Origin of the sequence: Xylophilus sp. ASV27 (assembly GCF_016428875.1) — a bacterium.
GTDB lineage: Bacteria > Pseudomonadota > Gammaproteobacteria > Burkholderiales > Burkholderiaceae_C > Xylophilus.
This window is the reverse complement of record NZ_JAELTO010000013.1, coordinates 24,211-50,976: the sequence shown is the minus strand read 5'-3', so window position 1 is coordinate 50,976 and position 26,766 is coordinate 24,211. Positions and strand designations below refer to the sequence as shown.

At 67.6% G+C, this 26,766-nt stretch carries 25 protein-coding genes and 1 tRNA gene; 4 read left to right on the top strand and 22 right to left on the bottom strand.

Annotated elements, in window-relative coordinates; genetic code table 11:
- Positions 1-119 precede the first annotated feature (119 nt).
- Positions 120-1,985 carry a glutamine--tRNA ligase/YqeY domain fusion protein gene (locus tag JHD63_RS04800; protein WP_198969601.1) on the top strand — a complete coding sequence of 622 codons (1,866 nt, stop codon included), beginning with the start codon at positions 120-122 and terminating at the stop codon, positions 1,983-1,985.
- Between the two features lie 15 nt (positions 1,986-2,000).
- On the top strand, positions 2,001-3,863 hold the full coding sequence (locus JHD63_RS04795; protein ID WP_198969600.1) for an ABC transporter transmembrane domain-containing protein: 1,863 nt from the start codon (positions 2,001-2,003) through the stop codon (positions 3,861-3,863).
- 17 nt (positions 3,864-3,880) lie between these two features.
- On the opposite strand, the gene JHD63_RS04790 is transcribed toward JHD63_RS04795, so the two are convergent.
- Positions 3,881-6,220 (bottom strand): IPTL-CTERM sorting domain-containing protein, encoded by a 2,340-nt coding sequence (locus JHD63_RS04790; RefSeq protein WP_198969599.1) that lies wholly within the window; start codon positions 6,218-6,220, stop codon positions 3,881-3,883.
- A 334-nt stretch (positions 6,221-6,554) separates the two neighbouring features.
- Here JHD63_RS04790 and JHD63_RS04785 point away from each other — a divergent pair, with 334 nt between their 5' ends.
- Both JHD63_RS04785 and JHD63_RS04780 read left to right on the top strand, forming a co-directional pair.
- Positions 6,555-7,211 carry a response regulator gene (locus JHD63_RS04785; protein WP_198969610.1) on the top strand — a complete coding sequence of 219 codons (657 nt, stop codon included), beginning with the start codon at positions 6,555-6,557 and terminating at the stop codon, positions 7,209-7,211.
- Positions 7,183-9,114: a sensor histidine kinase gene (locus JHD63_RS04780; RefSeq protein ID WP_233167633.1), complete on the top strand. Its 1,932-nt coding sequence runs from the start codon at positions 7,183-7,185 to the stop codon at positions 9,112-9,114. The genes JHD63_RS04785 and JHD63_RS04780 overlap by 29 nt, the downstream gene beginning before the upstream one ends.
- 73 nt (positions 9,115-9,187) lie before the next feature.
- Here the strand turns inward: JHD63_RS04780 and JHD63_RS04775 are convergent, their stop codons facing one another.
- The 21 genes from JHD63_RS04775 to tpiA all read right to left on the bottom strand — a co-directional run bounded on the left by JHD63_RS04775 (position 9,188) and on the right by tpiA (position 26,759).
- Positions 9,188-9,370 (bottom strand): hypothetical protein, encoded by a 183-nt coding sequence (locus JHD63_RS04775; protein ID WP_198969598.1) that lies wholly within the window; start codon positions 9,368-9,370, stop codon positions 9,188-9,190.
- Positions 9,367-9,864 (bottom strand): DUF1178 family protein, encoded by a 498-nt coding sequence (locus JHD63_RS04770; protein ID WP_198969597.1) that lies wholly within the window; start codon positions 9,862-9,864, stop codon positions 9,367-9,369. Before JHD63_RS04770 ends, JHD63_RS04775 begins: the two co-directional genes overlap by 4 nt.
- Positions 9,861-10,454, bottom strand: coding sequence for an NUDIX domain-containing protein (locus JHD63_RS04765; protein ID WP_198969596.1), 594 nt, complete (start codon positions 10,452-10,454; stop codon positions 9,861-9,863). The genes JHD63_RS04770 and JHD63_RS04765 overlap by 4 nt, the downstream gene beginning before the upstream one ends.
- A 19-nt stretch (positions 10,455-10,473) precedes the next feature.
- Positions 10,474-10,779, bottom strand: a complete 306-nt coding sequence (locus tag JHD63_RS04760; protein WP_198969595.1) for a DUF2818 family protein — start codon at positions 10,777-10,779, stop codon at positions 10,474-10,476.
- Positions 10,780-10,809: 30 nt separating this feature from the next.
- Positions 10,810-12,294 (bottom strand): NADH-quinone oxidoreductase subunit NuoN, encoded by a 1,485-nt coding sequence (gene nuoN / locus JHD63_RS04755; protein ID WP_198969594.1) that lies wholly within the window; start codon positions 12,292-12,294, stop codon positions 10,810-10,812.
- Between the two features lie 24 nt (positions 12,295-12,318).
- A complete protein-coding gene (locus tag JHD63_RS04750) occupies positions 12,319-13,794 on the bottom strand; it encodes an NADH-quinone oxidoreductase subunit M (RefSeq protein WP_198969593.1) in 1,476 nt (491 codons plus the stop codon).
- Between the two features lie 18 nt (positions 13,795-13,812).
- Complete coding sequence (gene nuoL, locus JHD63_RS04745; protein WP_198969592.1) at positions 13,813-15,855, bottom strand: NADH-quinone oxidoreductase subunit L; 2,043 nt, start codon at positions 15,853-15,855, stop codon at positions 13,813-13,815.
- Positions 15,856-15,882: 27 nt separating this feature from the next.
- On the bottom strand, positions 15,883-16,191 hold the full coding sequence (gene nuoK / locus JHD63_RS04740; RefSeq protein WP_198969591.1) for an NADH-quinone oxidoreductase subunit NuoK: 309 nt from the start codon (positions 16,189-16,191) through the stop codon (positions 15,883-15,885).
- A complete protein-coding gene (locus tag JHD63_RS04735; RefSeq protein ID WP_198969590.1) occupies positions 16,188-16,844 on the bottom strand; it encodes an NADH-quinone oxidoreductase subunit J in 657 nt (218 codons plus the stop codon). The genes nuoK and JHD63_RS04735 overlap by 4 nt, the downstream gene beginning before the upstream one ends.
- A gap of 27 nt (positions 16,845-16,871) precedes the next feature.
- Positions 16,872-17,387 carry an NADH-quinone oxidoreductase subunit NuoI gene (gene nuoI, locus JHD63_RS04730; protein WP_198969589.1) on the bottom strand — a complete coding sequence of 172 codons (516 nt, stop codon included), beginning with the start codon at positions 17,385-17,387 and terminating at the stop codon, positions 16,872-16,874.
- Positions 17,388-17,394: 7 nt separating this feature from the next.
- Complete coding sequence (nuoH, locus tag JHD63_RS04725; RefSeq protein WP_198969588.1) at positions 17,395-18,471, bottom strand: NADH-quinone oxidoreductase subunit NuoH; 1,077 nt, start codon at positions 18,469-18,471, stop codon at positions 17,395-17,397.
- The gene (nuoG, locus tag JHD63_RS04720) at positions 18,468-20,618 is read right to left on the bottom strand and encodes an NADH-quinone oxidoreductase subunit NuoG (protein ID WP_198969587.1); all 2,151 of its coding nucleotides are present in this window, start codon (positions 20,616-20,618) and stop codon (positions 18,468-18,470) included. The genes nuoH and nuoG overlap by 4 nt, the downstream gene beginning before the upstream one ends.
- 16 nt (positions 20,619-20,634) lie before the next feature.
- Positions 20,635-21,990, bottom strand: a complete 1,356-nt coding sequence (nuoF, locus tag JHD63_RS04715) for an NADH-quinone oxidoreductase subunit NuoF (protein WP_233167629.1) — start codon at positions 21,988-21,990, stop codon at positions 20,635-20,637.
- Positions 21,990-22,493: an NADH-quinone oxidoreductase subunit NuoE gene (gene nuoE / locus JHD63_RS04710; RefSeq protein WP_198969585.1), complete on the bottom strand. Its 504-nt coding sequence runs from the start codon at positions 22,491-22,493 to the stop codon at positions 21,990-21,992. The genes nuoF and nuoE overlap by 1 nt, the downstream gene beginning before the upstream one ends.
- Positions 22,490-23,743 (bottom strand): NADH-quinone oxidoreductase subunit D, encoded by a 1,254-nt coding sequence (locus JHD63_RS04705; protein WP_198969584.1) that lies wholly within the window; start codon positions 23,741-23,743, stop codon positions 22,490-22,492. Before JHD63_RS04705 ends, nuoE begins: the two co-directional genes overlap by 4 nt.
- A gap of 23 nt (positions 23,744-23,766) precedes the next feature.
- On the bottom strand, positions 23,767-24,384 hold the full coding sequence (locus JHD63_RS04700) for an NADH-quinone oxidoreductase subunit C (protein WP_198969583.1): 618 nt from the start codon (positions 24,382-24,384) through the stop codon (positions 23,767-23,769).
- An 11-nt stretch (positions 24,385-24,395) separates the two neighbouring features.
- Entirely contained in the window at positions 24,396-24,878 is a 483-nt protein-coding gene (locus JHD63_RS04695) for a NuoB/complex I 20 kDa subunit family protein (RefSeq protein ID WP_198969582.1), read from the bottom strand.
- 24 nt (positions 24,879-24,902) lie between these two features.
- Complete coding sequence (locus JHD63_RS04690; RefSeq protein WP_198969581.1) at positions 24,903-25,262, bottom strand: NADH-quinone oxidoreductase subunit A; 360 nt, start codon at positions 25,260-25,262, stop codon at positions 24,903-24,905.
- Positions 25,263-25,320: 58 nt separating this feature from the next.
- Positions 25,321-25,405, bottom strand: a tRNA-Leu gene (locus JHD63_RS04685).
- Between the two features lie 148 nt (positions 25,406-25,553).
- Positions 25,554-25,976, bottom strand: coding sequence for a preprotein translocase subunit SecG (secG, locus tag JHD63_RS04680; protein ID WP_198969580.1), 423 nt, complete (start codon positions 25,974-25,976; stop codon positions 25,554-25,556).
- Positions 25,977-26,012: 36 nt separating this feature from the next.
- Entirely contained in the window at positions 26,013-26,759 is a 747-nt protein-coding gene (gene tpiA / locus JHD63_RS04675) for a triose-phosphate isomerase (RefSeq protein ID WP_198969579.1), read from the bottom strand.
- Between the last annotated feature and the right edge of the window lie 7 nt (positions 26,760-26,766).

Here is a 26,766-nt window from a genome sequence, read left to right as displayed (position 1 = left end):
CCCTTCGGCATGGCCGCGCCACCCGGGCGTTGGCGCCGCCCTGCCGATGGAAGGCGCCTACGTCCGGTAACCATCCTTGCAGGCCGGCACCAGGCAGCCGGGCCACCTAAAATCGCCGGATGACTTCCCCCTCCCATGGCGCACCGGCAGCGACCGCTGCCGCCACGCCCGCCGCAGAGACGGCGACCGATGCCGCCGGCCGTCCCAGCAACTTCCTCCGCCAGATCATCGAGCATGACCTCGAACGCGGCAGCTACGCCCAGCGGCGCTGGGCCGGCAGCCCGGGCGATGCGGCGCACCAGGCCGCCGGCGGGCCGGACCCGGCGCGCGTGCGCCTGCGCTTCCCGCCCGAGCCCAATGGCTATCTGCACATTGGCCACGCCAAGAGCATCTGCCTGAACTTCGGCCTGGCGCAGGAGTACGGCGGCGTCTGCCACCTGCGCTTCGACGACACCAACCCCGAGAAGGAAGAGCAGGAGTACGTCGACGCCATCGTCGACGCGGTGCGCTGGCTGGGCTTCGACTGGCGCGCCCACGGGACCGAGCACCTGTACTACGCCAGCCACTATTTCGACTTCATGTACCGTGCGGCCGAGGCGCTGATCGAAGCCGGCCACGCCTATGTCGACGAGCAGACGGCCGAGCAGATGCGCGCCACGCGCGGCGACTTCAACACGCCGGGCACCGACAGCCCGTTCCGCAGCCGCACCCCGGCCGAGAACCTGGAGCGCTTCCGCGCCATGCGCGACGGCCAGTTGCCGGACGGCGCGGCGGTGCTGCGCGCCAGAATCGACATGGCCTCGCCCAACATCAATCTGCGCGACCCTTCCCTCTACCGCATCCGCCGCGCCACCCACCACAACACGGGCGACCGGTGGTGCATCTACCCCATGTACACCTTCGCGCACCCGATCGAGGATGCGCTGGAGAACATCACCCACAGCATCTGCACGCTCGAGTTCGAGGACCAGCGCCCGTTCTACGACTGGCTGCTGGAGCGCCTGATCGAGGCCGGACTGCTCAGCGCCCCGCCGCCGCGGCAGTACGAGTTCGCACGGCTGAACGTGACCTACGTCATCACCAGCAAGCGCAAGCTGCGCCAACTGGTGGACGAAGGCCATGTCAGCGGCTGGGACGACCCGCGCATGCCCACCCTCGCCGGCCTGCGCCGGCGCGGCTACACGCCCGAGGCGATCCGCCTGTTCTGCGAGCGCAGCGGCGCGAGCAAGGCCGGCGGCTGGATCGACTACGGCTCGCTGGAGATCGCGCTGCGCGACGACCTCGACGAAAAGGCCGCGCGCGCCATGGCCGTGCTGGACCCGGTCAAGCTGGTCATCACCAACTGGGACGAGGTCATGGGCGCCGGCGCGCTGGACGCCTGCAGCGCCCCGGTGCATCCGCACCACCCGGACATGGGCCGGCGCAGCTTCCAGCTCGGCCGCGAACTGTGGATCGAGCGCAGCGACTACGCCGCCGTGCCGCCCAAGGGCTTCTTCCGCCTGTTCCCGCCGCACACCGCGGCGGACGGCACGGCCCGGCCCGGCAACAAGGTGCGCCTGAAGTACGGCCACGTCATCGAATGCACCGGCGCCACGCTGGACGCCAACGGCCAGGTGGCCGAGGTGCAGGCGCTGCTGGTGCCCGACACCAAGAGCGGCACGCCCGGCGCCGACGCGATCAAGGTCAAGGGCGTAATCACCTGGGTCGGCGCCAGCGACGGCGTGCCGGTGCAGGTGCATCTGTACGACCGGCTGTTCGCCGACCCGCACCCGGATGCGGGCGGGCGCGACTTCCTGGAAGCGCTCAACCCCGAGAGCCTGCGCACCGTGCGGGCGCTGGTCGAGCCGGCGCTGGCCCAGGCCGCGCCGGGCAGCCGCTTCCAGTTCGAGCGCCACGGCTACTTCGTGGTGGACACTGCAACGCCCGCCGGCGCAGCGCCGGTCTTCAACCGCATCACCGGCCTGAAGGACAGTTGGGCGCGCTGAGGCGCCCCGCACGCCATGGCCACCAAGACCCGCGCCGGCAGCAGGCCGGCTACGCCCTCGACCCCCGGCCGCCGGCGCCGCATGCTCGCCTTTCTGCGCCCCTACCGGTGGCAGATCGCACTGGCGCTGCTGCTGCTGGCGCTGGCCGCGGGCACCACACTGGTGTTTCCGGTGGCGCTGCGCAGCCTGGTGGACGATGGCCTGGCCGCCACCCAGCCGGGGGACGGACGCATGCAGGCGCTGCGCCAGCATTTCTTCGCGCTGTTCGGCGTGGTGGTGGCGCTGGGCGCGTTCTCGGCCGGGCGCTTCTACATGGTGAGCTGGCTCGGCGAGCGCGTGACCATGGACGTGCGCAACGCCGTCTACCGCCACGTGCTGCGCCAGAGCCCGCAGTTCTTCGAGACCACGCAGACCGGCGAGGTGCTGTCGCGCCTGACCGCCGACACCACGCTGGTGCAGACCGTGGTCGGCTCCTCGCTCAGCATGGGCCTGCGCAACGCGGTGATGGCCGCGGGCGCGCTGGCCATGCTGGTCTGGAGCCATCCGATCCTGATGCTGGCGGTGATCGGCATGCTGGCGCTGGTGATTCTCCCCAGCGCCTGGTTCGGCCGGCGCGTGCGCCAGCTGTCGCGCGCGAGCCAGGACCGCATCGCCGACGCCAGCGCCATCGCCGCCGAGGTGCTCAACGCCGTGCCGCTGGTGCAGGGCTACACCGCGGAGGAGCGCGAGTCGCAGCGCTTCACCGCCTCCAACGAGCGCGCGTTCGCCACCGCCGTGCGGCGCAGCAAGGCGCGCTCCTTCCTGGTGGCCTTCGTCATCATCGCCAGCAGCGCCGGCCTGCTGTGGGGCCTGTACGCCGGCACGCAGGCCGTGCTGCTGGGCCAGATGAGCGCCGGCGAACTGGGCCAGACCGTGGTCTACGCGCTGATCCTGGGCAGCGCCTCGGCCGTGCTGGGCGAGGTCTACGGCGACCTGCTGCGCGCCGCCGGTGCCGCCGAGCGGCTGATGGAGCTGCTGGAGAGCCGCTCGCCGATCCAGTCGCCAACGGCGCCCCAAGTGCCAGAATCATGGCAAAAAGTGGCTGAAGCCCAGGAAACACCTGGGGGTATAGCTATTGATTTCGTAGCAGTCGATTTCCACTATCCCTCGCGCCCGACGCAGCCCGCCCTGCGCGCGCTCAGCCTGCACGTGGCCCCGGGCGAGACCGTGGCCCTGGTCGGCCCGAGCGGCGCGGGCAAGACGACGGTGTTCCAACTGCTGCAGCGCTTCTACGACCCGGACCCGGGCGCCGGCCGGGTCGAGCTCGACGGCATGGACCTGCGGCAGATGGACCTGCACGCGCTGCGCAGCCGCATCGGCGTGGTGCCGCAGGACGCGGCGGTATTCTCGGCCACCGCGCGCGAGAACATCCGCTACGGCCGGCCCGAGGCGAGCGACGCCGAGGTCGAAGCCGCCGCCCGCGCCGCCTTCGCGCACGACTTCCTGAGCGCCCTGCCCGAGGGCTACGACACCTTCCTGGGCGAGCGCGGCGTGCGCCTGTCCGGCGGCCAGCGCCAGCGCATCGCCATCGCCCGCGCGCTGCTCAAAGACCCGCCCCTGCTGCTGCTCGACGAAGCCACCAGCGCGCTGGACGCCGAGAGCGAACGCATGGTGCAGGCCGCGCTCGACGCCGCCCTGCGGCGGGGCACCGGACGCCGCACCACGCTGGTCATCGCGCACCGGCTGGCCACGGTGCAGAATTCCGACCGCATCCTGGTGCTGGAGCACGGCCGGCTGGTCGAGCAGGGCACGCACGAGTCGCTGCTGCGCGCGGGCGGCCTCTATGCGCAACTGGCGGCGCTGCAGTTCACGCCTGATGCGGGCTCCCTGTCGACGTAGGAACAGCGCGCCAGGGGTCAGCGCCGCGGTCTCGCCCGCTGGGCCATGCCACGCTGGCGTGCCAGACCCAGCACGGCCAGCAGCCCGCTCAGCAGCGCCAGCGCCGCATGGCCCAGGGTGGGAATCGGGGTCGCCGCCGTGGCAGGGGGCACGGCAGGTGCCGACGGGGTGACCACGTCGGTCAGCGCTGCTATCGAATCGCCCTGGCTGTTGTGGGCCACCACCGCGAAGTTGTAGGCCGTGCCGTTGGCAAGGCCGGTGACGGTGCAGCCCAGGCCGGTGGTGGTGCAGGACTTGGTGGCATCCTGCACGGCGGTCACGGTATAGCCGGTGATGGCGGCACCGCCGTTGCTGGCAGGGGCGCTCCAGGTCACGCTGGCCTGCGCGTTGCCGGCGCTGGCGTGGGCATTGCCGGGAGCCCCCGGCAGTGTGGCGGGGGTGGCCATCACGCTGGGGGAAGCGGTCTCGCCCAGGACGTTGATCGCCGTAACAGTCACCGTATAGGACGTGCCGTTGCTCAGGCCGGTGACAGTGATGGGACTCACGGTGCCAGTCACGGTGATGTCCGGGCCGCTGGCGGGATGTGCCGTCACGCGGTAGCCGGTGACGGGGCTGCCGCCGTCCGACGCCGGCGCCGAGAAGTTCACCGTGATGCGCGCATCCGCGCCCACGGCCGAGACGATGGCCGGCGCGCTCGGTGCGGCAGCGGGCGTGGCGCTGGCCGGCACGGAGGCCGTCTCGCCCTGCGCATTGATCGCATAGACCGTGAAGCTGTAGGCCGTGCCGTTGTCCAGGCCCGTCACGGTGATGGGGCTGCCGCTGCCCGTGACCGTCACGTCAGGCCCGCTGGGCGGATGGGCCACGAGCCGGTAGCCGGTGATGGGACTGCCCCCATCGACCAGCGGCGGGGTAAAGGCAATGGTGACCTGCGCATTGCCCGCCGCGGGCTGCAGGTCCGTGGGGGCCGCCGGTGCGGCGGGCGCGCCGGCATAGCGCACCACGGTGCTCTGGTAGCCATTCTCCCAGTCCGCATAGGACACGTAGGGCGTGCCGCCGGGGCTGAAAGCGATTGCATGGCTGCGGTCGACGGAGTTCGTGGTCTTGGCGAAGCCGCGCGGGCCGAGTGTCTGCCAGGCGCCGCTGCCGCTGTCGAAGCGGCGCAGCGTCGAGTCGCCGAATTCGATCGGGAAATCCCGGTAGAGAACGTAGGGCGCACCGTCGGCGCCGAAGGCCAGGTGGGGGTGGGTAACCGCACCGTTGGACAGCCCCCCGCCGCCCACGTACTGCCAGTTGCTGCCGTCGAACGACACTAAGGATGCCTTGCCCAGGTTGCCCAATGGCGTGCTGACAGCCAGCGTGCCATCTCCAAAGGCCACGGCAGGCACGCCGTCCGGTGAAAAGGCCAGGGAGGGTTGCGAGGCGTTATCGCCTGAAAAACCTTCAGGGCCCCGCAGGATCCAGGCGCTACCGTCAAAGCTGCGCACGCTGAGCCGATAGCTGTTGTCCATGTCCACATAGGCCAGCCAGGGGGCACCATCGGGTGCGAAGGCCAGCGACAGGTCCGTCACGCCATCAGGCCCGGGGCTGTTCGACAGGTTGACACTCCCCACGGCGACCCAGGCGTTGCTGGCGCTGTCGAAGCGCCGTACCGTGGCACCCTGGCTGTTGCCGTAGTCCGCATAGGCCACCCAGGGCACGCCATCAGGCGCAATGGCGATGGTCAGGTAGACCGCCGGCGCACCCGAGAAATCGGCCGGCCCCACCTGCTGCCAGGCCGTGCCGTCGAAGCGCCACACATTGGCGTTCTGGTTGCCGTAGGCGACATAGGGCGTGCCGTCCGGCGCGACCGCTCCGGCCGACCAGTCGCCTTGGGCGAAGCCAAGGCTCCCCACCGGCTGCCAGTCCGCGGGCGAGCCGGAGAACCTGCGCATCGAGGTGTGGCCGCTGCCGGCGTCCCGATACGAAAGCTGGGGAGCCCCCTCGGGTGAGAACGTGAGCGACTGGTCGGCCGCCTGGACCTGCGAGAACAGCGCGGAGCCGACCTGCTGCCAGGCCGCGCCCGACATCGAGGCGGCCGGCAGGGTGCTGAAGCTGCGCGTGGCCGGCGCGGAAAGGCCCGTGCCATCGTCCACCGTCAGGCACACGGTGTAGGCCGTGGACTGCACCAGCGTCGGCACCACATAGGTCGCGGGCGTGCCAGCGGCCAAAAGCCCTGCGCCGCGCCGATAGGCGTTGTTGCCGCCCGCATCCCGCCCGGCCTTCACCTGCGCTGCGGTGCCGCAGGCGGTGCCGGCGCCGGAGAGCACGGTGAGGTAGCCGCTGCCGGCCGCACTGGAGTGCAGTTGCAGACGCGCCATCCCGGCGCCCGGCGCAATCTGGGTGATGGCAACGGTGGCCGCCCATGCCCCGGACCAGGCTCCCAATGCCAGGACGAGAAGCGCCGCCCGCCATGGCTGCGGCGAACACAGGGGACGATTCCAGCACCGCGCGGGCGTCCTCGGAGCGTAGAAGCGGCACATGGTGATTCCCGGTAACGACAACGGAGGCGGATTCTGGACGCCCCGCCGTGCCGTGTATGTCCCCAAAACAGGGGACATGACCGCCCCCGCGCTGCAGGAAAATGGCGGTAACCTGCCTCCATCCGTGACCGACCTGCGCCCCCTTTCCGCCGCCCACCCGCCACCGCCCGCCATGGCGCCGATCCGCGTGGCGATCGTGGAGGATGACCACCTGTTCCTGGCCGCAGTGGCCGCGGCCGTCGGCCATGCGCAAGGGCTGCAGCTGGAGTGGACCGCCGGCACCCAGGCCGAGGCTCTGCAGTCACTGCGCCGGGGCGCGGGTATCGAGGTATTGCTGGTGGACCTGGGGTTGCCGGACGGCTCGGGCCTTGAGGTGATACGCGCGGCGGCAGCGCTCTGGCAGCACTGCAACGTGATGGTCAGCACGGCCTTCGGCGACGAGGCGCACGTGCTGCAGTCCATCGAGGCAGGGGCCAGCGGCTACCTGCTCAAGGACAGCGAGCCAGAGCACATCGTCGACGAGATCCGCAGCCTGCATGCCGGCGGAAGCCCCATCAGCCCGCTGATCGCGCGCCAGGTGCTTATGCGCTTCAAGCAGGGGGCCATCCCGCCTCCGGCCGCCCCCGGGGACAAGGAAGTGGCGCTGTCCGTGCGGGAGCGCGAGGTGCTGCAACTGATCACCAAGGGCTTCACCACCCAGGAGATCGCACGGCTGCTGCAGGTATCGCACCATACGGTGCTGACCTTCGTGCGGCGCATCTATGCCAAGCTCAAGGTGCGCTCCAGGGCCGAAGCGATCCATGAAGCACGCACGTTGGGTCTCCTGTAGCCTGTTCTGCCCGGTACTGGCCGCCGGCCTTGTGACAGCCCACGCAGCATCGGCACCGCCGGACACACCGCAGGCCGTGCGCATCACCCGGGCCGATGTCCGCGCCACGCCCGGCCGGGGCTTCACCCCGCCGCCCTACGCCCTGGCAGCACAGGCGGACGCCGGCCCCTGGAACAGCGTGACGCTGCCTGACGCCGAGCCGCCGCAGGTGCCGCCCGCGCCGCCACAGGAGCTCCCCGCCACGCTTGAGGTCTGGTACCGCATGGCCGTGCCCACGCTCGCCGCCGATGCCGGCCCGCTGTATCTCTATCTGCCGCGCTGGAAGACGGATGGCCAGATCGCCCTCTATGGCGACGACCGCCTGCTCTACCAGTCGCATGCCAACCGGCTCTGGAACGGGTCGAACCAGCCGCTCTGGGTACCGCTCAACGAAACCTCCGGCACTCCACCGGTGCGATCGGTACAGATCCGCATCCAGCGGCTGCGCGGCACGGGGGGCGGCATTTCCTCGGCCTGGATCGGCACCGAGCATGCACTGGGCTGGCGCTACAAGTTGCGCTCATGGCTGCAGGCGGGCCTGCCGGCGATGAGCAGTGCCGCGTTCCTGGCCGCGGGCCTGTTCGCGCTGGGGGTGTGGACATGGCGGCGCCGCGAATCGCTGTACCTGCTGTTCTTCGCCATGTCGGTGGTCTCGTATGTCCGTACGCTGCACTACTTCGTGGGCCGGGAGCGCCTGCTGCTGTCGGATGCCTGGTTCGGCTGGATCACGGTCAGCTCTTTGTTCTGGCTGATCCTCACCGCGCATCTTTTCCTGGAACGGCTGCACTGCCAGCGCCGCCTCTGGCTGTCGGTGCTGGCCTGGAGCGTCACGCTGCTGGTCAGTCTGATCACCCTGCCCGGCGTCTCCGCCTTGCCCGAAGCCACGACGCTGGCCCCGCTGATCTATGTGGTCCTGCTGGCGCTGGGCCTCACGGTGTTCGTCTGCGCCTGGCGCAGCGCGCGGCGGGCCGGCTCGCATGAAGCCTTGCTGCTGGCAGGCTGGAGCATCGCCAGCATGGCGGCCGGCGGCTACGACTGGCTGCTGCAGAACAACCTGCTGGTGAGCGTGGAAGGCGCCTTCCTGGGCGCCTACGCCAACATCGGCGCCTTCTTCATCTTCTCGTACATCATGCTGCGCCGCTACCTGACAGCCATCGGGGGCATGGAGCAGCTCAACACCCGCCTGGAGCAGCGCCTGCAGGAGCGCGAGCAGGAGTTGGCCCTGAGCTACGAGCGGCTACGCGAAAGCGAGCACCGGCAGACGCTGGTCCGGGAACGCCAGCGGCTGATGCAGGACATGCACGACGGGTTGGGCTCTTCGCTGATGAGCACGCTGCGTGTGGTGCGCCATGGGCAGATCGGCAGCGAGGCGGTGGCGCAGATGCTGGAGGAATGCATGGATGACCTCAAGCTGGCAATCGACTCCATGGAGCCGGTCGATGCCGACCTGCTGCTGTTGCTGGCCACGCTGCGCTTTCGCCTCGCCCCCCGCATCGAGGCGATGGGCGTGGCGCTGCACTGGGAGGTGCAGGACGTAGCGCCCCTGCCCTGGCTCGATCCGCGCAGCGCGCTGCACCTGCTGCGCATCCTCCAGGAGTGCTTCGCCAACGTGCTCAAGCACGCGCAGGCCAGCGTCATCCACGTGGAAAGCGAAACCGTGGCAGACGGCGTGGAAGTCCGCATCGTCGACAACGGCCAGGGCTTCGACGTGGAATCGGCGTTGCGGTCGGGAGGACGCGGGCTCAAGAACCAGTTGCGCCGCGCCGAGGCCATCGGCGCACGGCTGGCATGGCACCGCGGGGAAAGCGGCACGCGCTGCGTCCTGTGGCTGCCTGCCGGCAGCAGCACCGCAACCGCCCGTTGACCGCAAGCGCAGGCCAGCCCTCTGCCTGCGGCGAGGCCGAGGGCCACATGCACCCCGCCAAGCTGCCAGCGAACTAGCGGCCGTCCTTGCGCGCGCGTTCCTGGGCGCGCCGCACCTGCCGGCTGGGCGCCGGCTGGCGGGCCTGCCATTGCGCCTGGCGGCGGCGCTCCACCCGGCGACGGATGAAGCGCACCACCACGGCCGTGACCACCAGGGCCACGGCGCCCATCGCCATGCCTGCCCACTGGTCGTTCATTGCAAGGTTTCTCCCAAGGCTGCGGGAAGAGGCAGCACGCCTATGCCCTCTTCCAGCAGGGCGCGTGCCTCCTCGAGCGAGGCCTTGCCGCGGATGCCGCGTTCGGCCGACTCGCCGTGATGGATGCGCCGGGCCTCCTCGGCGAAACGGTCGCCCACATCCTCTGCGCTGCGCATGGCCTGCCGCGCCAGCTTCCACCACGCGGCGTGCAGCGCTGCCGCGTCAGGCCCCGCCGGGACGACGGTCTCTGGCGCAGCCTGTTTCTGTGCAGCGCCTGCGGCGGCTGGCGCCGCCGGCAGCTCGGCCGGCACGGTGCCGTTGCGGGACGTGCTCAGGTTCAGGCGCGGCGCACTGGGCAGCTTGGCCACCTCGCCAGCGCCACACACCGGGCAGGTCACGAGGCCACGGCCGTGCTGGTCCTGGTAGTCCTGCTCGGAACCGAACCAGCCTTCAAAGCCGTGGCCCTGCGGGCATTGCAGGTTCAGGACCTTCATGGCGTGAGGCCCTCCGCCACGGGCTGCCAGTCCAGTGGCCAGGCGCCCGACAGCAGGTTCTGCAGATGGACCACGCAGGCCAGCGTCTTGGCATCGGTCACACTGCCATCGCGGCACCACTGCAGCAACTCCTCGGGGGTTGCCGCAAAGACGTCGAGAAACTCACCTGCGTCCAGGGCCTGAGCGCCGGCCACCAGGCCCCGCGCAAAGTAGATGTGGATGACCTCGGTCGAATAGGCGATCGCCAGGTGCATCGCCCCGGCCCGTGCCCATTCGCGCGCGGTGTAGCCGGTTTCTTCGAGCAGCTCGCGCCGGCCGCAGACGAACGGGTCTTCCCCCGCATCGAGCTTGCCCGCCGGGAATTCGACCATCGCCAGGCCTATGGGATAGCGGAACTGGCGCTCTAACACCACCCGGCCGTCGTCCAGCAGCGGCACGACCACGACGGCCCCCGGATGCTGCACGTACTCGCGCGTGGCCAATGTGCCATCGGGCAGGCGCACCCTGTCGCGGCGCACCTTCAGGAGACGGCCGTCGAAAACGGCCTCGCTGTCCACCTGGCGTTCGATCAGATGAGATTCGTCGGGCATGGATGACAAGGCCGGCCGCTCAATCACGGGTCCGCAGCAGGTAGCGGTAGACAAAGCCGGGGAAGGCGAGCGTCACGAACAGTGCGCCGGTGACGGCATAGAACTCCCAGCCCTGCGGGGCGATCTGCCCTGCACGCCTCTCCAGCAACAGGGCGAGGGCTCCCACCACGCAATAGCACAGCACCAGTTCCGCCAGCCGAAGCGCCAGGCTCTTGCGGCCGCGCGGCAGGTTCACCAGGCCCAGCACGCGCTGGCTGGCGAACGGGAGGTTGGCCCCGAGAAACGCGAGCAGCAGGACCAGCCAGACGGAGAGGGTCAGCGACATGCCGCGACGGTACTACCGAACCAGGGCCCCTCAGGTCCCCAGGGTCTTGACGATGGCCTGGGCGCACAGCGCCATCAGCCCGCCGGGCAGCAGGCCCAGCACCAGCACAAGCGCGCCGTTCAGCGCCAGCACCAGGCGGGCATCGGCACCCGCAACGACCGGCGTGGCATCCACGGGTGCATCGAAGTACATGACCTTGACCACGCGGATGTAGTAGAAGGCGCCGATCAGCGACATGACCACAGCGAAGGCGGCCAGGCCGACGTAAAGCGGCAGGCCGGAGGTCACCAGCGCCTGCAGCACTGCGAGCTTGGCGTAGAAGCCCACCATGGGCGGCACGCCGGCCATGGAGAACATGCACACGGCCATGACGGCGGCGTACAGGGGGCTGCGCTGGTTCAGGCCGGCCAGGTCGGAGATCTCGTCGCTCTCGAAGCCCTCGCGCGAGAGCAGCAGGATCACGCCGAACGCCGCCAGCGTGGTGAGCACATAGCTGACGATGTAGAACATGGCCGAGCTGTAGGCGTTGTAGGCGGAGGCGGCATCGCCGCGCACCACGCCCGACATCATGCCCAGCAGCACGAAGCCCATCTGCGAGATGGTCGAGTAGGCCAGCATGCGCTTGAGGTTGCTCTGCGCGATGGCCGCCAGGTTGCCCACCAGCAGCGAGGACACGGCCAGCACCGCCAGCATCTGCTGCCAGTCGATGGCCAGCGGCAGCAGGCCTTCGACCAGCAGGCGCATGGCCATGGCAAAGGCCGCGAACTTGGTCGCGCCGCCGATGATCAGCGTGATCGCCGTGGGCGCGCCCTGGTAGACGTCGGGCACCCACATGTGGAACGGCGCGACGCCGAGCTTGAAGGCAATGCCGGCGACGATGAAGACCACGCCGAACACCAGCACCTGGTGGCGGATCTGGCCGCTGCTGATGGCCTTGAGCACCTGCCCCAGGTCCAGCGAGCCGGTCGCGCCATAGAGCATGGAAAGGCCGTAGAGCAGGAAACCGCTGGCCATGGCGCCGAGCACGAAGTACTTCATGGCGGCCTCGGTCGCGGTGGTGTCGTCGCGGCGCAGCGCCACCAGCGCGTAGCTGGAGAGCGTGAGCAGCTCCAGGCCCAGGTAGAGCACGAGGAAGTTGTTGCCGCCGATGATGACGAACATGCCCAGCAGCGAGAACATGCCCAGGATGAACAGCTCGCCGCCGCGCATCATGCCGCGCTCACCGGCGTAGGCGTGGCTGTAGACCAGCGTGGCGATCATCGCCACCGCGGCAAAGCACTTGAGCCAGTTGCCCATCGGGTCGTTGACGACCATGTTGGAGAAACCGTAGGCCGTGCCGCCCTGCACCGCCTGCCAGCCGGCGATCAGCGCGGTGGCGGCCAGGGTCAGCAGCGTCAGGGTGTAGGTGAGCGTGCGGCGCGTGCCGGTGACGCTCAGGTCGACCAGCGCAATCACGCAGGCCATCACCAGCAGCACGATCTCCGGGGTCAGGGTGGCCCAGCCGAATGTGTCCATATCTCTTCTAGTCTCGTTCGTGGGTCAGGGCAGTTTCGACACCGCCACATGGCGCAGCAGCTCGGCGACCGAGGCGTCCATCACATCGGTGAAGGGCTTGGGATGGATACCCATGTACAGCACGGCGATGGCCAGCAGCGCCATGATGAGGAATTCGCGCCCGTTGATGTCGCTTAGTTCGCGTACATGGTCATTGGCGACCGGGCCCAGGTAGACGCGCTTGAACATCCACAGGGTGTAGGCCGCGCCGAAGATCAGCGCCGTGGCCGCCAGCAGGCCGATCCAGAAGTTGGCCTTGACCGCCGCCAGGATCACCATCCACTCCCCGACGAAGCCCGCGGTGCCCGGCAGGCCGCAGTTGGCCATGGCGAACAGCAGCGCGAAGGCGGCGAAGCGCGGCATCACGTTGACGACCCCGCCATAGGCCGCGATGTCGCGCGAGTGCATGCGGTCGTACAGCACGCCGATGGAGAGGAACATCGCCGCGGACACGAAACCGTGGGCGATCATCTGCACGATGCCCCCGGCCATGCCCAGGTCGCTGAAGACGAAGAAGCCGAGCGTCACGAAGCCCATGTGCGCCACGGACGAATAGGCCACCAGCTTCTTCATGTCCTTCTGCACCATGGCCACCAGGCCCACGTAGACCACGGCCACCAGGGACAGCGCGATCATCAGCCAAGCCCAGCGGTGGGAGGCATCAGGGGCGATCGGCAGCGAGAAGCGCAGGAAGCCGTAGGCGCCGAGCTTGAGCATGATCGCCGCCAGCACGGCCGAGCCGCCGGTGGGCGCCTCGACGTGCACGTCGGGCAGCCAGGTGTGCACCGGCCACATCGGCACCTTGACGGCGAAGGCGGCGAAGAACGCGAAGAAGATCAGCGTCTGCGCCGTCGCCGACAGCGGCAGGCGGTGCCAGGTGGCGATGTCGAAGCTGCCGCCCGACTGGGTGTAGAGATAGATCAGCGCGACCAGCGTCAGCAGCGAGCCCAGCAGGGTGTACAGGAAGAACTTGAAGGCCGCATAGATCTTGTTCGGGCCGCCCCAGATGCCGATGATCAGGTACATCGGGATCAGCGTGGCCTCGAAGAACACGTAGAACAGGATGCCGTCGAGTGCGCTGAACACGCCGATCATGAGCCCCGAGAGGATCAGGAACGCGCCCATGTACTGGTTGACGCGCTCGGTGATCACCTCCCACGCCGCGATCACCACGATCACCGTGATGAAGGCCGTCAGCGGCACGAACCAGAACGACAGGCCGTCCAGCCCGACGTGGTAGTGGATGTTGAAACGCTCGACCCAGGTATGGCGCTCCACGAACTGCATGGCCGCCGTGCCCAGGCGAAAGCCCTGGTACAGCGGCAGCGTCACCAGCAGGCCCAGGAGCGAGCCTGCGAGCGCCAGCCAGCGCACCAGGCCCTCCTGGCCTTGCTTGCCCAGCGCCAGCAGTACGGCGCCGAACGCGATCGGCGTCCAGATGGCGAGACTCAGCCAACCCATGTGTCGTTTTCCTTGTTGTTATTTGAAGAGCGCAACGATCTGGTCGTGCCAGACGAAGTAGGTCATCAGCACGAAGACGCCGACGATCATCACGAGCGCGTAGTGGTAGATGTAGCCGGTCTGCATCTGGCGCACGGCGGCCGCGATGCGCCCGACCAGGCGCCAGGAGCCGTTGACCAGGGTGCCGTCGATCACCGCCTGGTCGCCGCCCTTCCAGAGGCCGGTGCCGAGCGCCCGGGCGCCGCGCGCCAGGATGTTTTCGTTGATCCAGTCGAGGTAGTACTTGTTCTCGAGCAGGGTGTAGACCGGATGGAAGGCGCGCTTGATCGCCGCCGGCAGCGCCGGGTTGACCATGTACAGGTAGAACGAGGATGCGACGCCGGCCAGCGCGAGCCAGAACGGCCAGGTCGTCAGGCCGTGGATCGCCATCTGCAGCGGCCCGTGGAAGGCTTCTCCAAGCTCCGCCATCGCGTGGTGCCTGCTGCCATCGACGAAGATGACGTTCTTGAAGAAGTCGCCGAACAGCATCGGCTCGATCGTCAGGTAGCCGATCAGCACCGATGGGATCGCCAGCAGCACCAGCGGCACCCACACTACCCAGGGCGACTCGTGCGGCTCGGCATCGTGCCCATGGCCGTGGTGGTCATCGTGGGCATGGAGATGCGCATCCGGATTCTGGTCGTAGCGCTCCTTGCCGTGGAACACCAGGAAGTACAGGCGGAACGAATAGAAGGCCGTGATGAACACCCCCGCCAGCACCGCGAACGACGCGAAGCCCGCAGCCGGCAGATGGCTTTCATGCACGGCTTCGATGATGCTGTCCTTGGAATAGAAACCGGAGAACAGCGGAGTGCCGATCAGCGCCAGCGAACCCAGCAGGAAGGTGATCCAGGTAATCGGCATGTACTTGCGCACGCCGCCCATCCAGCGGATGTCCTGGTTGTGGTGCAGGCCCATGATGACCGAGCCGGCCGCGAGGAACAGCAGCGCCTTGAAGAAGGCATGGGTCATCAGGTGGAACACCGCGACGGAGTAGGACGAGACACCCAGGGCCACCGTCATGTAGCCCAACTGGGACAGCGTCGAATAGGCCACCACCCGCTTGATGTCGTTCTGGATGATGCCCAGAAAGCCCATGAACAATGCCGTGATCGAGCCGATCACGAGGATGAAGTTGAGCGCGGTATCCGACAGTTCGAACAGCGGAGACATGCGCGCCACCATGAAAATGCCGGCCGTCACCATGGTGGCGGCGTGGATCAGCGCGGAGATCGGCGTCGGGCCCTCCATCGAGTCCGGCAGCCAGACGTGCAGCGGAAACTGCGCGGACTTGCCCATGGCGCCGATGAACAGGCAGATGCAGATGACGGTGATCAGCATCCAGTCGGTGCCCGGGAAGCCGAGCGCGGCCAGTTCGCCGGTCTTTGCGAAGATCTCGGTGTAGTTGAGCGTGCCGGTGTAGGCCGCGATCAGGCCGATGCCCAGGATGAAGCCGAAGTCGCCCACGCGGTTGACCAGGAAGGCCTTCATGTTGGCGAAGATGGCCGTCGGCTTGTTGAACCAGAAGCCGATCAGCAGATACGACACCAGGCCCACCGCCTCCCAGCCGAAGAAGAGCTGGAGCAGGTTGTTGCTCATCACCAGCATCAGCATGGAGAAGGTGAAGAGCGAGATGTAGGCAAAGAACCGGTCGTAGCCGTCGTCCTCCGCCATGTAGCCCACGGTGTAGAGGTGGACCATGAGCGAGACGAAGGTCACCACGCACATCATCATGGCGGTGAGGCTGTCGATCATGAAACCGACCTCCATCTTCAGCGAGCCGACCGTCATCCAGGTGTAGATGGTCTCGTTGAAGCCCGCGCCTTCGGTCACCACGCTCCACAGCGTCATGGCGGACAGGACGAAGGCCACCAGCACGCCGAGGATGGTGAAGGAGTGGCTGGCTCGGCGGCCCAGCACGTTGCCCCCGAACATGGTGCCGGGAATGCCGGCCAGCAATGCGCCCGCCAAGGGCGCCAGCGGAATCGCCAGCAGCGTGGCGGCAGAAAGGGTTGCGCTCATCGTTCTCTAGTCTTTCTCTTCTTCGCGTCAGCCCTTGAGCGTGTCGAGGTCGTCGACGCTGATGCTGGACTTGTTGCGGAACAGCAGCACCAGGATGGCCAGGCCGATCGCGGATTCGGCCGCCGCCACCGTCAGGATGAAGAACACGAACACCTGGCCGTGCATGTCGCCCAGATAGTGGGAGAACGCCACGAAGTTCATGTTGACCGCGAGCAGCATCAGCTCGATCGCCATCAGCAGCACGATCAGGTTCTTGCGATTGAGGAAGATGCCGATCACCGACAGCGCGAACAGAATGGCGCCGAGCGAGAGGTAGTGTCCAAGGGTCAGCGTCATGCCTTATTCTCCACGGCGGCAGGGGCTGCCGCGGTTTCAGTGGCCGCGGCCACCGGGGCGCGGGTCGCCTCCACCTTCACCAGCGAGACGCGGTCCTGGGCGCGCACCCGGACCTGCGTCGCCACGTCGATGAACTTGCTGTCCTTGCGCCGGCGCAGGGTCAGCGCAATGGCCGCGACGATGGCCACGAGCAGGATCACCGCGGCAATCTCCAGCGGATAGAGATATTGCGTGTAGAGCAGCACGCCCAGCGCCTTGGTGTTGGAGACCTGCTCGATGGCCGACATGGCCTTGGGACCACCGCTGTTGCGAAAGCCCCCCATGAGCACGTAGGCCATCTCGAGCGCGATCACCACACCCACCAGCGCCGCGAGCGGAAAGTGCTTCCAGAACCCCTGGCGCAGCCCGTCCATGCTCAGGTTGATCATCATCACGACGAACAGGAACAGCACCATCACCGCGCCAAGGTAGACGAGCACGAGCGTGATGGCGAGGAATTCCGCCTGCAGCAGCAGCCAGACGGCCGAGGCCTGCGAGAAGGCCAGCATGAGGTAGAGCACCGCATGCACGGGGTTGCGGGCCGTGATCACCCGGAATGCCGCAAACAGCAGCACGAGCGAAAACAGATAGAAGAAACCGGTCTTGACGTCCATGGATGTGCGTTCTCTGGCGGGCTGCGCTCAGCGGTATTTGGCGTCGGCCGCCTTGGCCGCCGCGATTTCCGGCTCGTAGCGGTCGCCCACGGCCAGCAGCATGTCCTTGGTGAAATACAGGTCGCCGCGCTTCTCGCCGTGGTATTCGAGGATGTGGGTTTCGACGATGGAGTCCACCGGGCAGCTCTCCTCGCAGAAGCCGCAGAAGATGCACTTGGTCAGGTCGATGTCGTAGCGCGTGGTGCGGCGGCTGCCGTCCTCGCGCACGTCCGACTCGATGGTGATCGCCACCGCCGGGCACACGGCCTCGCACAATTTGCAGGCGATGCAGCGCTCCTCGCCGTTTTCGTAGCGGCGCAGCGCATGCAGGCCGCGAAAGCGCGGCGACAAGGGCGTCTTCTCTTCGGGGAACTGCACCGTGACCTTGCGGCGGAAGGCGTAGCGGCCGGTCAGGGCCATGCCCTTGAACAACTCCACGAGCATGAAGCTCTTGAAGAAATCCTTGATCGAAAAGGCGGATACAGCAGCGGCTGTCATCGTCACACTCCGTTTACTTCCAGATGTTCCAGGACGTCTGCATCCATCCACCGATGATCAGCAGCCAGACCAGGGTCACGGGAATGAAAATCTTCCAGCCCAGACGCATGATCTGGTCGTAGCGGAAACGCGGGAAGGTTCCGCGGATCCAGATGAAGAGAGACACCACGAAGAAGGTCTTCAGGCCCAGCCAGATCCAGCCCGGGATGAAGTCCAGGAAGGCCACCGGCGACAGCCAGCCGCCCAGGAACATCAGCGCCGCCAGGATGGACACCAGCCACATGCTGGCGTACTCGGCCAGGAAGAAGATGGCAAAGCCCATGCCCGAGTACTCGACCATGTGGCCGGCCACGATCTCGGCCTCGCCTTCCACCACGTCGAACGGATGGCGGTTGGTCTCGGCCACGCCCGAGATGATGTAGACCACGAAGATCGGCAGCAGCGGCAGCCAGTTCCAGGACAGGAAGCCCAGGCCCTTGTCCGCGAACATGCCCTGCCCCTGGCTGGCAACCACGTCGCCGAGGTTGAGGCTGCCGGTGACCATGATCACCACCACCAGGCAAAAGCCCATGGCGATTTCATAGCTCACCATCTGCGCCGAGGCGCGCAGCGCGCCCAGGAAGGCGTACTTCGAATTGGAGGCCCAGCCGGCGATGATCACGCCGTAGACCTCGACCGAGGTGATCGCCATGATCAGCAGCAGGCCGGCGTTGATGTTGGCCAGCACCACATCGGGGCCGAACGGGATCGCCACCCAGGCCGCGAGGGCGGGCATGATGGCCATGATCGGGCCGAGCCGGAACAGGCCGCCGCTGGCCGCCGACGGGTTGATCAGCTCCTTGGTCAGCAGCTTGAGCGCATCGGCAATCGGCTGCAGCAGGCCGAACGGGCCCACGCGGTTGGGGCCATGGCGGACCTGGATCCAGCCCAGCAGCTTGCGCTCCCACAGCGTCAGGTAGGCCACGGCGCCCAGCAGCGGCAACAGGACACAGATGATCTTCACCAGCGCCCAGATCACCGGCCAGGCGCCGCCGGTCCACCAGCTTGCGCCCACCAGTCCTTGGCCGAAGCCGTACAGGGTATCGATCATGCTGCGGCTCCCTCGAACGCCGCGCCACGGGTCTTGCGCGCGTCGGCGGTGAGCTGCAGCGAAGCGGCGCGGCGCACGATGCCGTCCAGTTCATAGATGGCAGCGACCGCCGGAGCGGCACTGCCCACAGTGGCGGCGCGCACGGCACCCGCCGGCGCATTCGACAGGCGGTCCGCCGGCAGATGCGTTGCGTCGGCAGGGAGCGTGCCACGGGCTGCGGCCAGCACTTCCTGCGAGGACTCGAAATCGAAACCCGGCAGGCCCAGCAGATTGCCAAGCACGCGCAGCACCTTCCAGGCCGGACGCGCCTCGCCCTGCGGCTTGACCACCGCGTGGAAGCCCTGGATGCGGCCTTCGGCATTGACGAAAGTGCCCGAGGTTTCGGTGAAGGGTGCGATCGGCAGCAGCACGTCGCTGCAGTCGAGGTTGGCCTTGAACGGGCTCAGCGTGACGACCATCTCGGACCGCGCCAGCGCCGCGACGGCGGCAGCACCCGCAGCGGAATCGAAAGCCGGCTCGGTGTTGAGCAGCAGCACCGCCTTGAGGCCGCCTTGCAGCATCTGCGCGGCATTCAGGCCGCCGGTCTGCGGCACGGCGCCGACGAACTGCGCGCCCACGGTGTTGGCGGCCTCGGTCAGGTAGCCGACGCTCGCGCCGGTCTGCTCGGCTATCCAGTGGGCCAGCGCCAGCAGCACCGAGGCGTCGGCATGATGGGCCGCGGCATTGCCCAGCAGAATGGCCTTGCGCTCGCCGCCCAGCAGCGAGCGTGCAATGGCCGTGCTGGCGTCATCGGCCTGGCCCGGCGCCGGAGCGGCAACGCCCTTTTCGGCGGCGACCGCGGCGGCGATATTGGAGAGGCTGGCCACCCACTGGCCGTGCGGCTGCACCAGCGAATGCGCCAGCGGCATGGCCCAGTCTTCGTCGGCCGAGCGGATCGCGCTGACGGAGGCGCCCTTGCGCACCGCCTGGCGGATGCGCTGCGCGAAAAGCGGGTGATCCTTGCGCAGGTTGGAGCCCAGCACCAGCACGCGCTGCAGCGTCGACAGCGAGGCGATGGAGGTGCCCAGCCAGCGCACGGCACCTTTCTGCGACGCGGCGAATTCGGCGTTGCGCAGGCGGTGGTCGACGTTGTCGCTGCCCAGGCTGCGTACCAAGGCACCGGCCAAGTACAGCTCTTCCAGGGTGCTGTGCGGGCTCAGCAGCGCGCCGACGGCGCCGGCGCCATGCTCGGCCTTGATCTGGCGCAGACCGTTGGCCACGTACTCGAGCGCCGTCTGCCAGTCGACCGTCTTCCATTGCCCGCCCTGCTTGAGCATGGGCTGGGTCAGGCGCTCCTCGCTGTTCAGCGCCTCGTAGGAGAAACGGTCGCGGTCGGCGATCCAGCATTCGTTGACCGCTTCGTTCTCGAACGGCACGACCCGCATCACCTTGTTGTTCTTGACCTGGACCACCAGATTGGCGCCGGTGGAGTCATGCGGGCTGACCGACTTGCGGCGCGACAGCTCCCAGGTCCGCGCGCTGTAGCGGAACGGCTTGCTGGTGAGCGCACCGACCGGGCAGATGTCGATCATGTTGCCCGACAGTTCGGAGTCGACCGTGTCGCCGAGCACCGTGGTGATCTCGGAGTGCTCGCCGCGATGGATCATGCCCAGCTCCATCACGCCGGCCACTTCCTGGCCGAAGCGCACGCAGCGGGTGCAATGGATGCAGCGGCTCATCTCCTCCATGGAGATCAGCGGGCCGACGTCCTTATGGAACACCACGCGCTTTTCCTCGGCATAGCGCGAGGCGGAGCCGCCATAGCCGACCGCGATGTCCTGCAACTGGCACTCGCCGCCCTGGTCGCAGATCGGGCAGTCCAGCGGATGGTTGATGAGCAGGAACTCCATCACCGACTGCTGCGCCTTGATCGCCTTGTCGCTCTTGGTGCGCACGATCATGCCCTGGGTCACGGGCGTGGCGCAGGCCGGCATCGGCTTGGGCGCCTTCTCCACGTCCACCAGGCACATGCGGCAGTTGGCGGCGATGGACAGCTTCTTGTGGTAGCAGAAGTGCGGTATGTAGGTGCCGGCCTTCTCGGCCGCGTGCATCACCATGCAGCCTTCGGCGACTTCGACCTTCTGGCCGTCGAGTTCGATTTCAACCATGTCGTGTGTCTCCGCGTCAGGCGTGCGCCGGTTTCGCGGAATTCCTGTTCTGCTGGATCAGCGCCTCGAATTCGGGGCGGAAGTGCTTGATCATGGCCCGCACCGGCATGGCGGCCGCATCGCCGAGCGCACAGATGGTGCGGCCTTGGATGTTGTCGGCCACCGAATTGAGCAGTTCGAGGTCGCCCACGCGGCCCTGCTCGTGCTGGATGCGGTCGATCACGCGCCACATCCAGCCGGTGCCTTCGCGGCAGGGCGTGCACTGGCCGCAGGACTCGTGCGAATAGAAGTAGGACAGGCGCAGCAGCGATTCGACCATGGAGCGCGAGTCGTCCATCACGATGACGGCGCCCGAGCCGAGCATGGAGCCGGCCTTGGCGATGGAGTCGTAGTCCATCGTGCATTCCATGATGATGGAAGCCGGCAGCACCGGAGCCGAGGAGCCGCCCGGGATCACCGCCTTGAGCTGGCGGCCCTTGCGCACGCCACCGGCCAGTTCGAGCAGCTTGGCGAATGGCGTGCCCAGCGGGACTTCGTAGTTGCCCGGCAGCTCCACGTCGCCCGACACCGAGAAGATCTTGGTGCCGCCGTTGTTGGGCTTGCCGACCTCCAGGTAGGCCGCGCCGCCATTGCGGATGATCCACGGCACCGCGGCGAAGGTCTCGGTGTTGTTGATGGTGGTCGGCTTGCCGTACAGGCCGAAGCTCGCCGGGAACGGCGGCTTGAAGCGCGGCTGGCCCTTCTTGCCTTCGAGCGATTCGAGCAGCGCGGTTTCCTCGCCGCAGATGTAGGCGCCGAAGCCATGCGCCGCATGCAACTGGAAGCTGAAGCCGCTGCCCAGGATCCGGTCGCCCAGATAGCCGGCGGCGCGCGCCTCTTCCAGTGCTTCCTCGAAGCGTTCGTAGGTCTGGAAGATCTCGCCGTGGATGTAGTTGTAGCCGACCGAGATGCCCATCGCGTAGGCCGCGATGATCATGCCCTCGATCACGATGTGCGGATTGAACTGCAGGATGTCGCGGTCCTTGCAGGTGCCCGGCTCGCCTTCGTCGGAATTGCAGACGAGGTATTTCTGGCCCGGGAACTGGCGGGGCATGAAGCTCCACTTCAGGCCGGTCGGAAAGCCGGCGCCGCCACGGCCGCGCAGGCCGGATTCCTTGACGGTGGCAATCACCTGGTCCTGGCTCAGGCCTTCGCCCTCGCCGGCGCCCAGGATCTTGCGCAGGGCCGCATAGCCGCCGCGCGCCTCGTAGTCCTTCAGCCGCCAGTTGGTCCCATCCAGGCCGGCATAGATCTGCGGCTCGATGTGGCGGCCGTGGAAGCAGGTCTGGACCCCGGTGGCCTGGAACTGCGACAGCACCTGTTCTGCGTTCATCACGCGCCCTCCTTGGCACCGGACTGCGTGGCGCGCAGGCCGTCGACCAGTTGATCGAGCTTCTCGTTGCTCATGAAGCTGCACATGGTGCGGTCGTTGACCAGCATCACCGGGGAATCCGCGCAGGCGCCCAGGCATTCGCTCTGCTGCAGCGTGAACAGGCCGTCGGCCGTGGTCTCGCCCATCCTGATGCCGAGCTTGTGCTCCAGGTGGTGCAGCGCCTTCTGCCCGTCGCGCAACTGGCACGGCAGGTTGGTGCACACGTTGAGCTTGTAGCGGCCCGTGGGCTGCTGGTTGTACATGTTGTAGAAGGTCGTGACCTCGTGCACCGCGATCTCGGGCATGCCGAGATAGGCGGCGATGGCGGCCTCGCTCTGCTGGCTGATGTAGCCCTGCTCCTGCTGCACGATGGACAGGCAGGCCATGACGGCCGACTGCTTCTGATCGGCGGGGTACTTGGCGACTTCCTTGTCGAAACGGGCTCGGGTGGAGTCGGAGATCATCGGTCAATCTCTCCAAAAACGATATCCAGCGTGCCGATCACGGCGACGGCATCGGCGATCATGTGGCCGCGCGCCATCTCGTCCATGGCGGCTAGGTGAACGAAGCCCGGGGCGCGGATCTTCAGGCGGTAGGGCTTGTTGGCGCCATCGCTCACCAGGTAGATGCCGAACTCGCCCTTGGGATGCTCGACGGCCGCGTAGGCTTCGCCCTCGGGCACGTGGAAGCCTTCGGTGAAGAGCTTGAAGTGGTGGATCAGCTCTTCCATGTTGGCCTTCATCGACTCACGCGAGGGCGGCGCCACCTTGTGGTTGTCGACGATGACCGGGCCGGGATTGGCGCGCAGCCAGTCCACGCACTGCTTGATGATGCGGTTGGACTGGCGCATTTCCTCCATGCGCACCAGGTAGCGGTCGTAGCAGTCGCCGGTCTTGCCCACGGGGATGTCGAAATCCATGCGCGCATAGACGTCGTAGGGCTGCTTCTTGCGCAGGTCCCAGGCGATGCCGGAGCCGCGCAGCATCGGGCCGGACAGGCCCAGGTTCAGCGCGCGCTCGGGCGTCATCACGCCGATGCCGACGGTGCGCTGCTTCCAGATGCGGTTGTCGGTCAGCAGCGTGTGGTATTCGTCAAGGTTCCTGTCGAAGCGCTGCGTGAAGTCGTCGATGAAGTCCAGCAGCGAGCCCTGGCGGTTCTCGTTCATGCGCGCCAGCGCCCGCGCATTCTTGATCTTGCTGACCGTGTACTGCGGCATGCGGTCGGGCAGGTCGCGGTAGACGCCGCCCGGGCGGAAGTAGGCCGCATGCATGCGCGCGCCCGACACCGCCTCGTAGATGTCGAACAGGTCTTCACGCTCGCGGAAGGCGTAGATCAGGATGGTCGAGCTGCCGCAGTCGTTGCCGTGCGAACCCAGCCACATCAGGTGATTCAGCAGGCGCGTGATCTCGGAGAACATCACGCGGATGTACTGCGCGCGGATCGGCACTTCCAGGCTCAGCAGCTTCTCGATGGCTAGGCAGTAGGCGTGCTCGTTGCACATCATCGAGACGTAGTCCAGCCGGTCCATGTAGGGCAGCGACTGGATGAAGGTCTTGTGCTCGGCCAGCTTCTCGGTGGCGCGGTGCAGCAGGCCGATGTGCGGGTCGGCGCGCTGCACGACTTCGCCGTCGAGCTCCAGCACCAGGCGCAGCACGCCGTGGGCGGCCGGATGCTGCGGCCCGAAGTTCAGGGTGTAGTTCTTGATTTCAGCCATGGGGATACCGTCGCCGCGGGCGCCTAGTGCAGACCGCCGTAGTTGTCTTCGCGGATGATGCGCGGCGTGACCTCGCGCGGCTCGATCGTGACCGGCTGGTAGACCACGCGGCGCAGCTCGGAGTCATAGCGCATCTCGACGTGGCCCGACAGCGGGAAGTCCTTGCGGAACGGGTGGCCGATGAAGCCGTAGTCGGTCAGGATGCGGCGCAGGTCCTCATGCCCCTCGAAGACGATGCCGAACAGGTCGAATGCCTCGCGCTCGAACCAGTTGGCCGAATTCCACAGGGCGTTCACGGACGGCAGCACCGGCAGATCGTCGTCGGGGCAGAACACCTTCACGCGCACGCGCTGGTTCAGGCTCAGCGACAGCAGGTGGGACACGGCGGCATAGCGCGCGCCCTCCCAGGCACCATCGCGGTAGGTGGAGTAGTCGACGCCGCAGAGGTCGATCAGTTGCTCGAACTGGCAGCCCGGCGCATCGCGCAGGATGCGCATGGCCTCGAGGTAGTGGGCCGGCGAAACGAACACGGTGACCTCGCCGAGCCGCACCACGAAGCGCAGGGCCTTGTCACCGAGCGCCGCGGCCAGCGTGTCCCTGAGCGCCTCGGGCGCGATGGCGACGGAGGAGGAAGAAGTCATGGCGGGCCCGCTCATACGCGTGCAATCGTGTTGGTGCGGCGCACCTTCTGCTGGAGCTGGATGATCCCGTAGATCAGGGCTTCCGCCGTGGGCGGGCAGCCAGGCACGTAGACGTCGACCGGCACGATGCGGTCGCAGCCGCGCACCACCGAGTAGCTGTAGTGGTAGTAGCCGCCGCCGTTGGCGCAGGAGCCCATGGAGAGCACCCAGCGCGGCTCGGCCATCTGGTCGTAGACCTTGCGCAGGGCCGGCGCCATCTTGTTGCACAGCGTGCCGGCCACGATCATCAGATCGGACTGGCGCGGGCTGGCGCGGAAAACCTCCGCGCCGAAGCGGCCGATGTCGTAGCGCGCCGCGGCGGCATGCATCATCTCGACCGCGCAGCAGGCCAGGCCGAACGTCATCGGCCATAGCGAGCCGGTCTTGGCCCAGTTCACCACCGAGTCATACGACGTGGTGATGAACCCTTCCTTGAAAACACCTTCGATTGCCATATCTGACTCCTCGGCCGAAACCGATCATTCCCAGTCGAGCGCGCCCTTTTTCCATTCGTAGGCGAAGCCCACGACGAGGATTCCCAGAAAGATCACGGCCGCCCAGAACCCGGTCGCGCCAATGTCCTTGAGCGCAACGGCCCAGGGAAACAGGAACGCGATCTCGAGGTCGAACAGAATGAAAAGAATGGCGACGAGGTAATAGCGCACGTCGAACTGCATGCGCGCGTCCTCGAATGCCTCGAAACCGCATTCGTAGGGAGAATTCTTGGCCGCGTCGGGGCGATTGGGCCCGAGAAGATAACCAAGCGCTTGCGGGGCGATTCCGACCCCTATGCCGACCAGAATGAACAGGAGGACAGGAAGGTACTGGTCGAGGTTCATCTTGGGGGTCAGCTTATCGCGTGAGCCTGCCCGGAACTGGAACCGGGCAGGCCGTGTATGGTGCCGTCGGCGAGACTCGAACTCGCACAGCTTTCGCCACTACCCCCTCAAGATAGCGTGTCTACCAATTTCACCACGACGGCGGTTTTGCGCTGCCCGGATGGCATGAGGACCTTGCGGTTTTGGCTTGCCGGGCAGACTCAGATTCTACTCTGGATTCGCACCGCTTTCCTTCGGGCGCGGGAGTTTTAGTGCCACGATTCCCGCACACGGGAAACAGCAGAAACCCGGTCAGGGCGTGGACTTGGGCGCCTCCGCCGGAGCCGGCACCGGCACGGCGGCCGCACCGGTGGCCGCGGGTGCGGCAGGCGCCGCGGTGTTGCCCGGGATCTGTGCGGCAGGGCTTGCGTCCGCAGGCGGCGCAACGGGCACGCTCACGCCGGCGCGGTCGAGCACGCTGCCCGAATCGACCGGGCGCAGGTTGCCGAAGTAGGCCAGGGCCAGCGTGCAGACGAAGAACACCGCGGCCAGCACGGCCGTGGTGCGCGACAGGAAATTGGCGCTGCCGCTGGCGCCGAACAGGCTGCCGGAGCCGCCACTGCCGAATGCCGCACCCATGTCGGCCCCCTTGCCATGCTGGACCAAGATCAGGCCGATCATGCCCAGCGCGGACAGCATCTGCAGGGCCAGGACGATGTTGAGGACGATGTTCATCGAATTACTCCAAAATTTCTCTTGCGATGGCCGCGCTCATTGCGCCGCGGCCACGATGGTCAGGAAGTCGGGCGCCTTGAGCGAGGCGCCGCCGATCAGGCCGCCGTCGATGTCGGGCTGGGCCAGCAGCTCGGCGGCATTGGCGGCGTTCATGCTGCCGCCGTAGAGGATGCGCACGCCCGCGGCCGCCGGGTAGGCGTCGCGCAGCCGCGCGCGCAGGCCCGCATGCACCGCCTGCGCCTGCTCGGGCGTGGCGGTCTTGCCGGTGCCGATCGCCCACACCGGCTCGTAGGCCAGCACGATGCCGTCGATACTTTCACCCAGCGCCTCGGCCACGGCCGCGAACTGGGCGCCTACGACCGCCTCGGTCTGACCCGCATCGCGCTGCACCAGCGTCTCGCCGATGCAGACCACCGGCACGATGCCCGCGGACAACGCCGCGCGCGCCTTGGCGGCCACCGTCGCGTCGGTCTCGCCATGGTACTGGCGGCGCTCCGAATGGCCGACCAGCACATAGCGCACGCCGAAGTCCTGCAGCATGGCGGCGGACACCTCGCCGGTGTAGGCGCCCTGGGCGTAGGCCGACACATCCTGCGCGCCGAGCGCGATCGGCGAGCCCTGCAGGCGCGCGCCCACCTGCGCCAGGTAGGGCGCGGGCACGCAGACGGCGACCTCGGCCGCAGCAGCGCCCACGCCGGCCAGCAGGCCATCGAGCAGCGCGGCGTTGGCCGCCAGGCTGCCGTTCATCTTCCAGTTGCCCGCGATGAGCTTCCTGATCTTCATGGATTGC

Bases quoted from the DNA above. Each gene is read 5' to 3' on its own strand.
- nuoH (WP_198969588.1), bottom strand. From the start codon at position 18,471: ATGATCGATACCCTGTACGGCTTCGGCCAAGGACTGGTGGGCGCAAGC.
- JHD63_RS04750 (WP_198969593.1), bottom strand. From the start codon at position 13,794: ATGGGTTGGCTGAGTCTCGCCATCTGGACGCCGATCGCGTTCGGCGCC.
- nuoG (WP_198969587.1), bottom strand. From the start codon at position 20,618: ATGGTTGAAATCGAACTCGACGGCCAGAAGGTCGAAGTCGCCGAAGGC.
- secG (WP_198969580.1), bottom strand. From the start codon at position 25,976: ATGAACATCGTCCTCAACATCGTCCTGGCCCTGCAGATGCTGTCCGCG.
- nuoL (WP_198969592.1), bottom strand. From the start codon at position 15,855: ATGAGCGCAACCCTTTCTGCCGCCACGCTGCTGGCGATTCCGCTGGCG.
- JHD63_RS04780 (WP_233167633.1), top strand. From the start codon at position 7,183: ATGAAGCACGCACGTTGGGTCTCCTGTAGCCTGTTCTGCCCGGTACTG.
- JHD63_RS04800 (WP_198969601.1), top strand. From the start codon at position 120: ATGACTTCCCCCTCCCATGGCGCACCGGCAGCGACCGCTGCCGCCACG.
- nuoF (WP_233167629.1), bottom strand. From the start codon at position 21,990: ATGAACGCAGAACAGGTGCTGTCGCAGTTCCAGGCCACCGGGGTCCAG.
- JHD63_RS04690 (WP_198969581.1), bottom strand. From the start codon at position 25,262: ATGAACCTCGACCAGTACCTTCCTGTCCTCCTGTTCATTCTGGTCGGC.
- JHD63_RS04735 (WP_198969590.1), bottom strand. From the start codon at position 16,844: ATGGACGTCAAGACCGGTTTCTTCTATCTGTTTTCGCTCGTGCTGCTG.
- JHD63_RS04705 (WP_198969584.1), bottom strand. From the start codon at position 23,743: ATGGCTGAAATCAAGAACTACACCCTGAACTTCGGGCCGCAGCATCCG.
- nuoE (WP_198969585.1), bottom strand. From the start codon at position 22,493: ATGATCTCCGACTCCACCCGAGCCCGTTTCGACAAGGAAGTCGCCAAG.
- JHD63_RS04765 (WP_198969596.1), bottom strand. From the start codon at position 10,454: ATGCCCGACGAATCTCATCTGATCGAACGCCAGGTGGACAGCGAGGCC.
- JHD63_RS04770 (WP_198969597.1), bottom strand. From the start codon at position 9,864: ATGAAGGTCCTGAACCTGCAATGCCCGCAGGGCCACGGCTTTGAAGGC.
- nuoN (WP_198969594.1), bottom strand. From the start codon at position 12,294: ATGGACACATTCGGCTGGGCCACCCTGACCCCGGAGATCGTGCTGCTG.
- JHD63_RS04760 (WP_198969595.1), bottom strand. From the start codon at position 10,779: ATGTCGCTGACCCTCTCCGTCTGGCTGGTCCTGCTGCTCGCGTTTCTC.
- JHD63_RS04695 (WP_198969582.1), bottom strand. From the start codon at position 24,878: ATGGCAATCGAAGGTGTTTTCAAGGAAGGGTTCATCACCACGTCGTAT.
- JHD63_RS04775 (WP_198969598.1), bottom strand. From the start codon at position 9,370: ATGAACGACCAGTGGGCAGGCATGGCGATGGGCGCCGTGGCCCTGGTG.
- JHD63_RS04785 (WP_198969610.1), top strand. From the start codon at position 6,555: ATGGCGCCGATCCGCGTGGCGATCGTGGAGGATGACCACCTGTTCCTG.
- JHD63_RS04700 (WP_198969583.1), bottom strand. From the start codon at position 24,384: ATGACTTCTTCCTCCTCCGTCGCCATCGCGCCCGAGGCGCTCAGGGAC.
- JHD63_RS04795 (WP_198969600.1), top strand. From the start codon at position 2,001: ATGGCCACCAAGACCCGCGCCGGCAGCAGGCCGGCTACGCCCTCGACC.
- nuoK (WP_198969591.1), bottom strand. From the start codon at position 16,191: ATGACGCTGACCCTTGGACACTACCTCTCGCTCGGCGCCATTCTGTTC.
- JHD63_RS04790 (WP_198969599.1), bottom strand. From the start codon at position 6,220: ATGGCGCGTCTGCAACTGCACTCCAGTGCGGCCGGCAGCGGCTACCTC.
- tpiA (WP_198969579.1), bottom strand. From the start codon at position 26,759: ATGAAGATCAGGAAGCTCATCGCGGGCAACTGGAAGATGAACGGCAGC.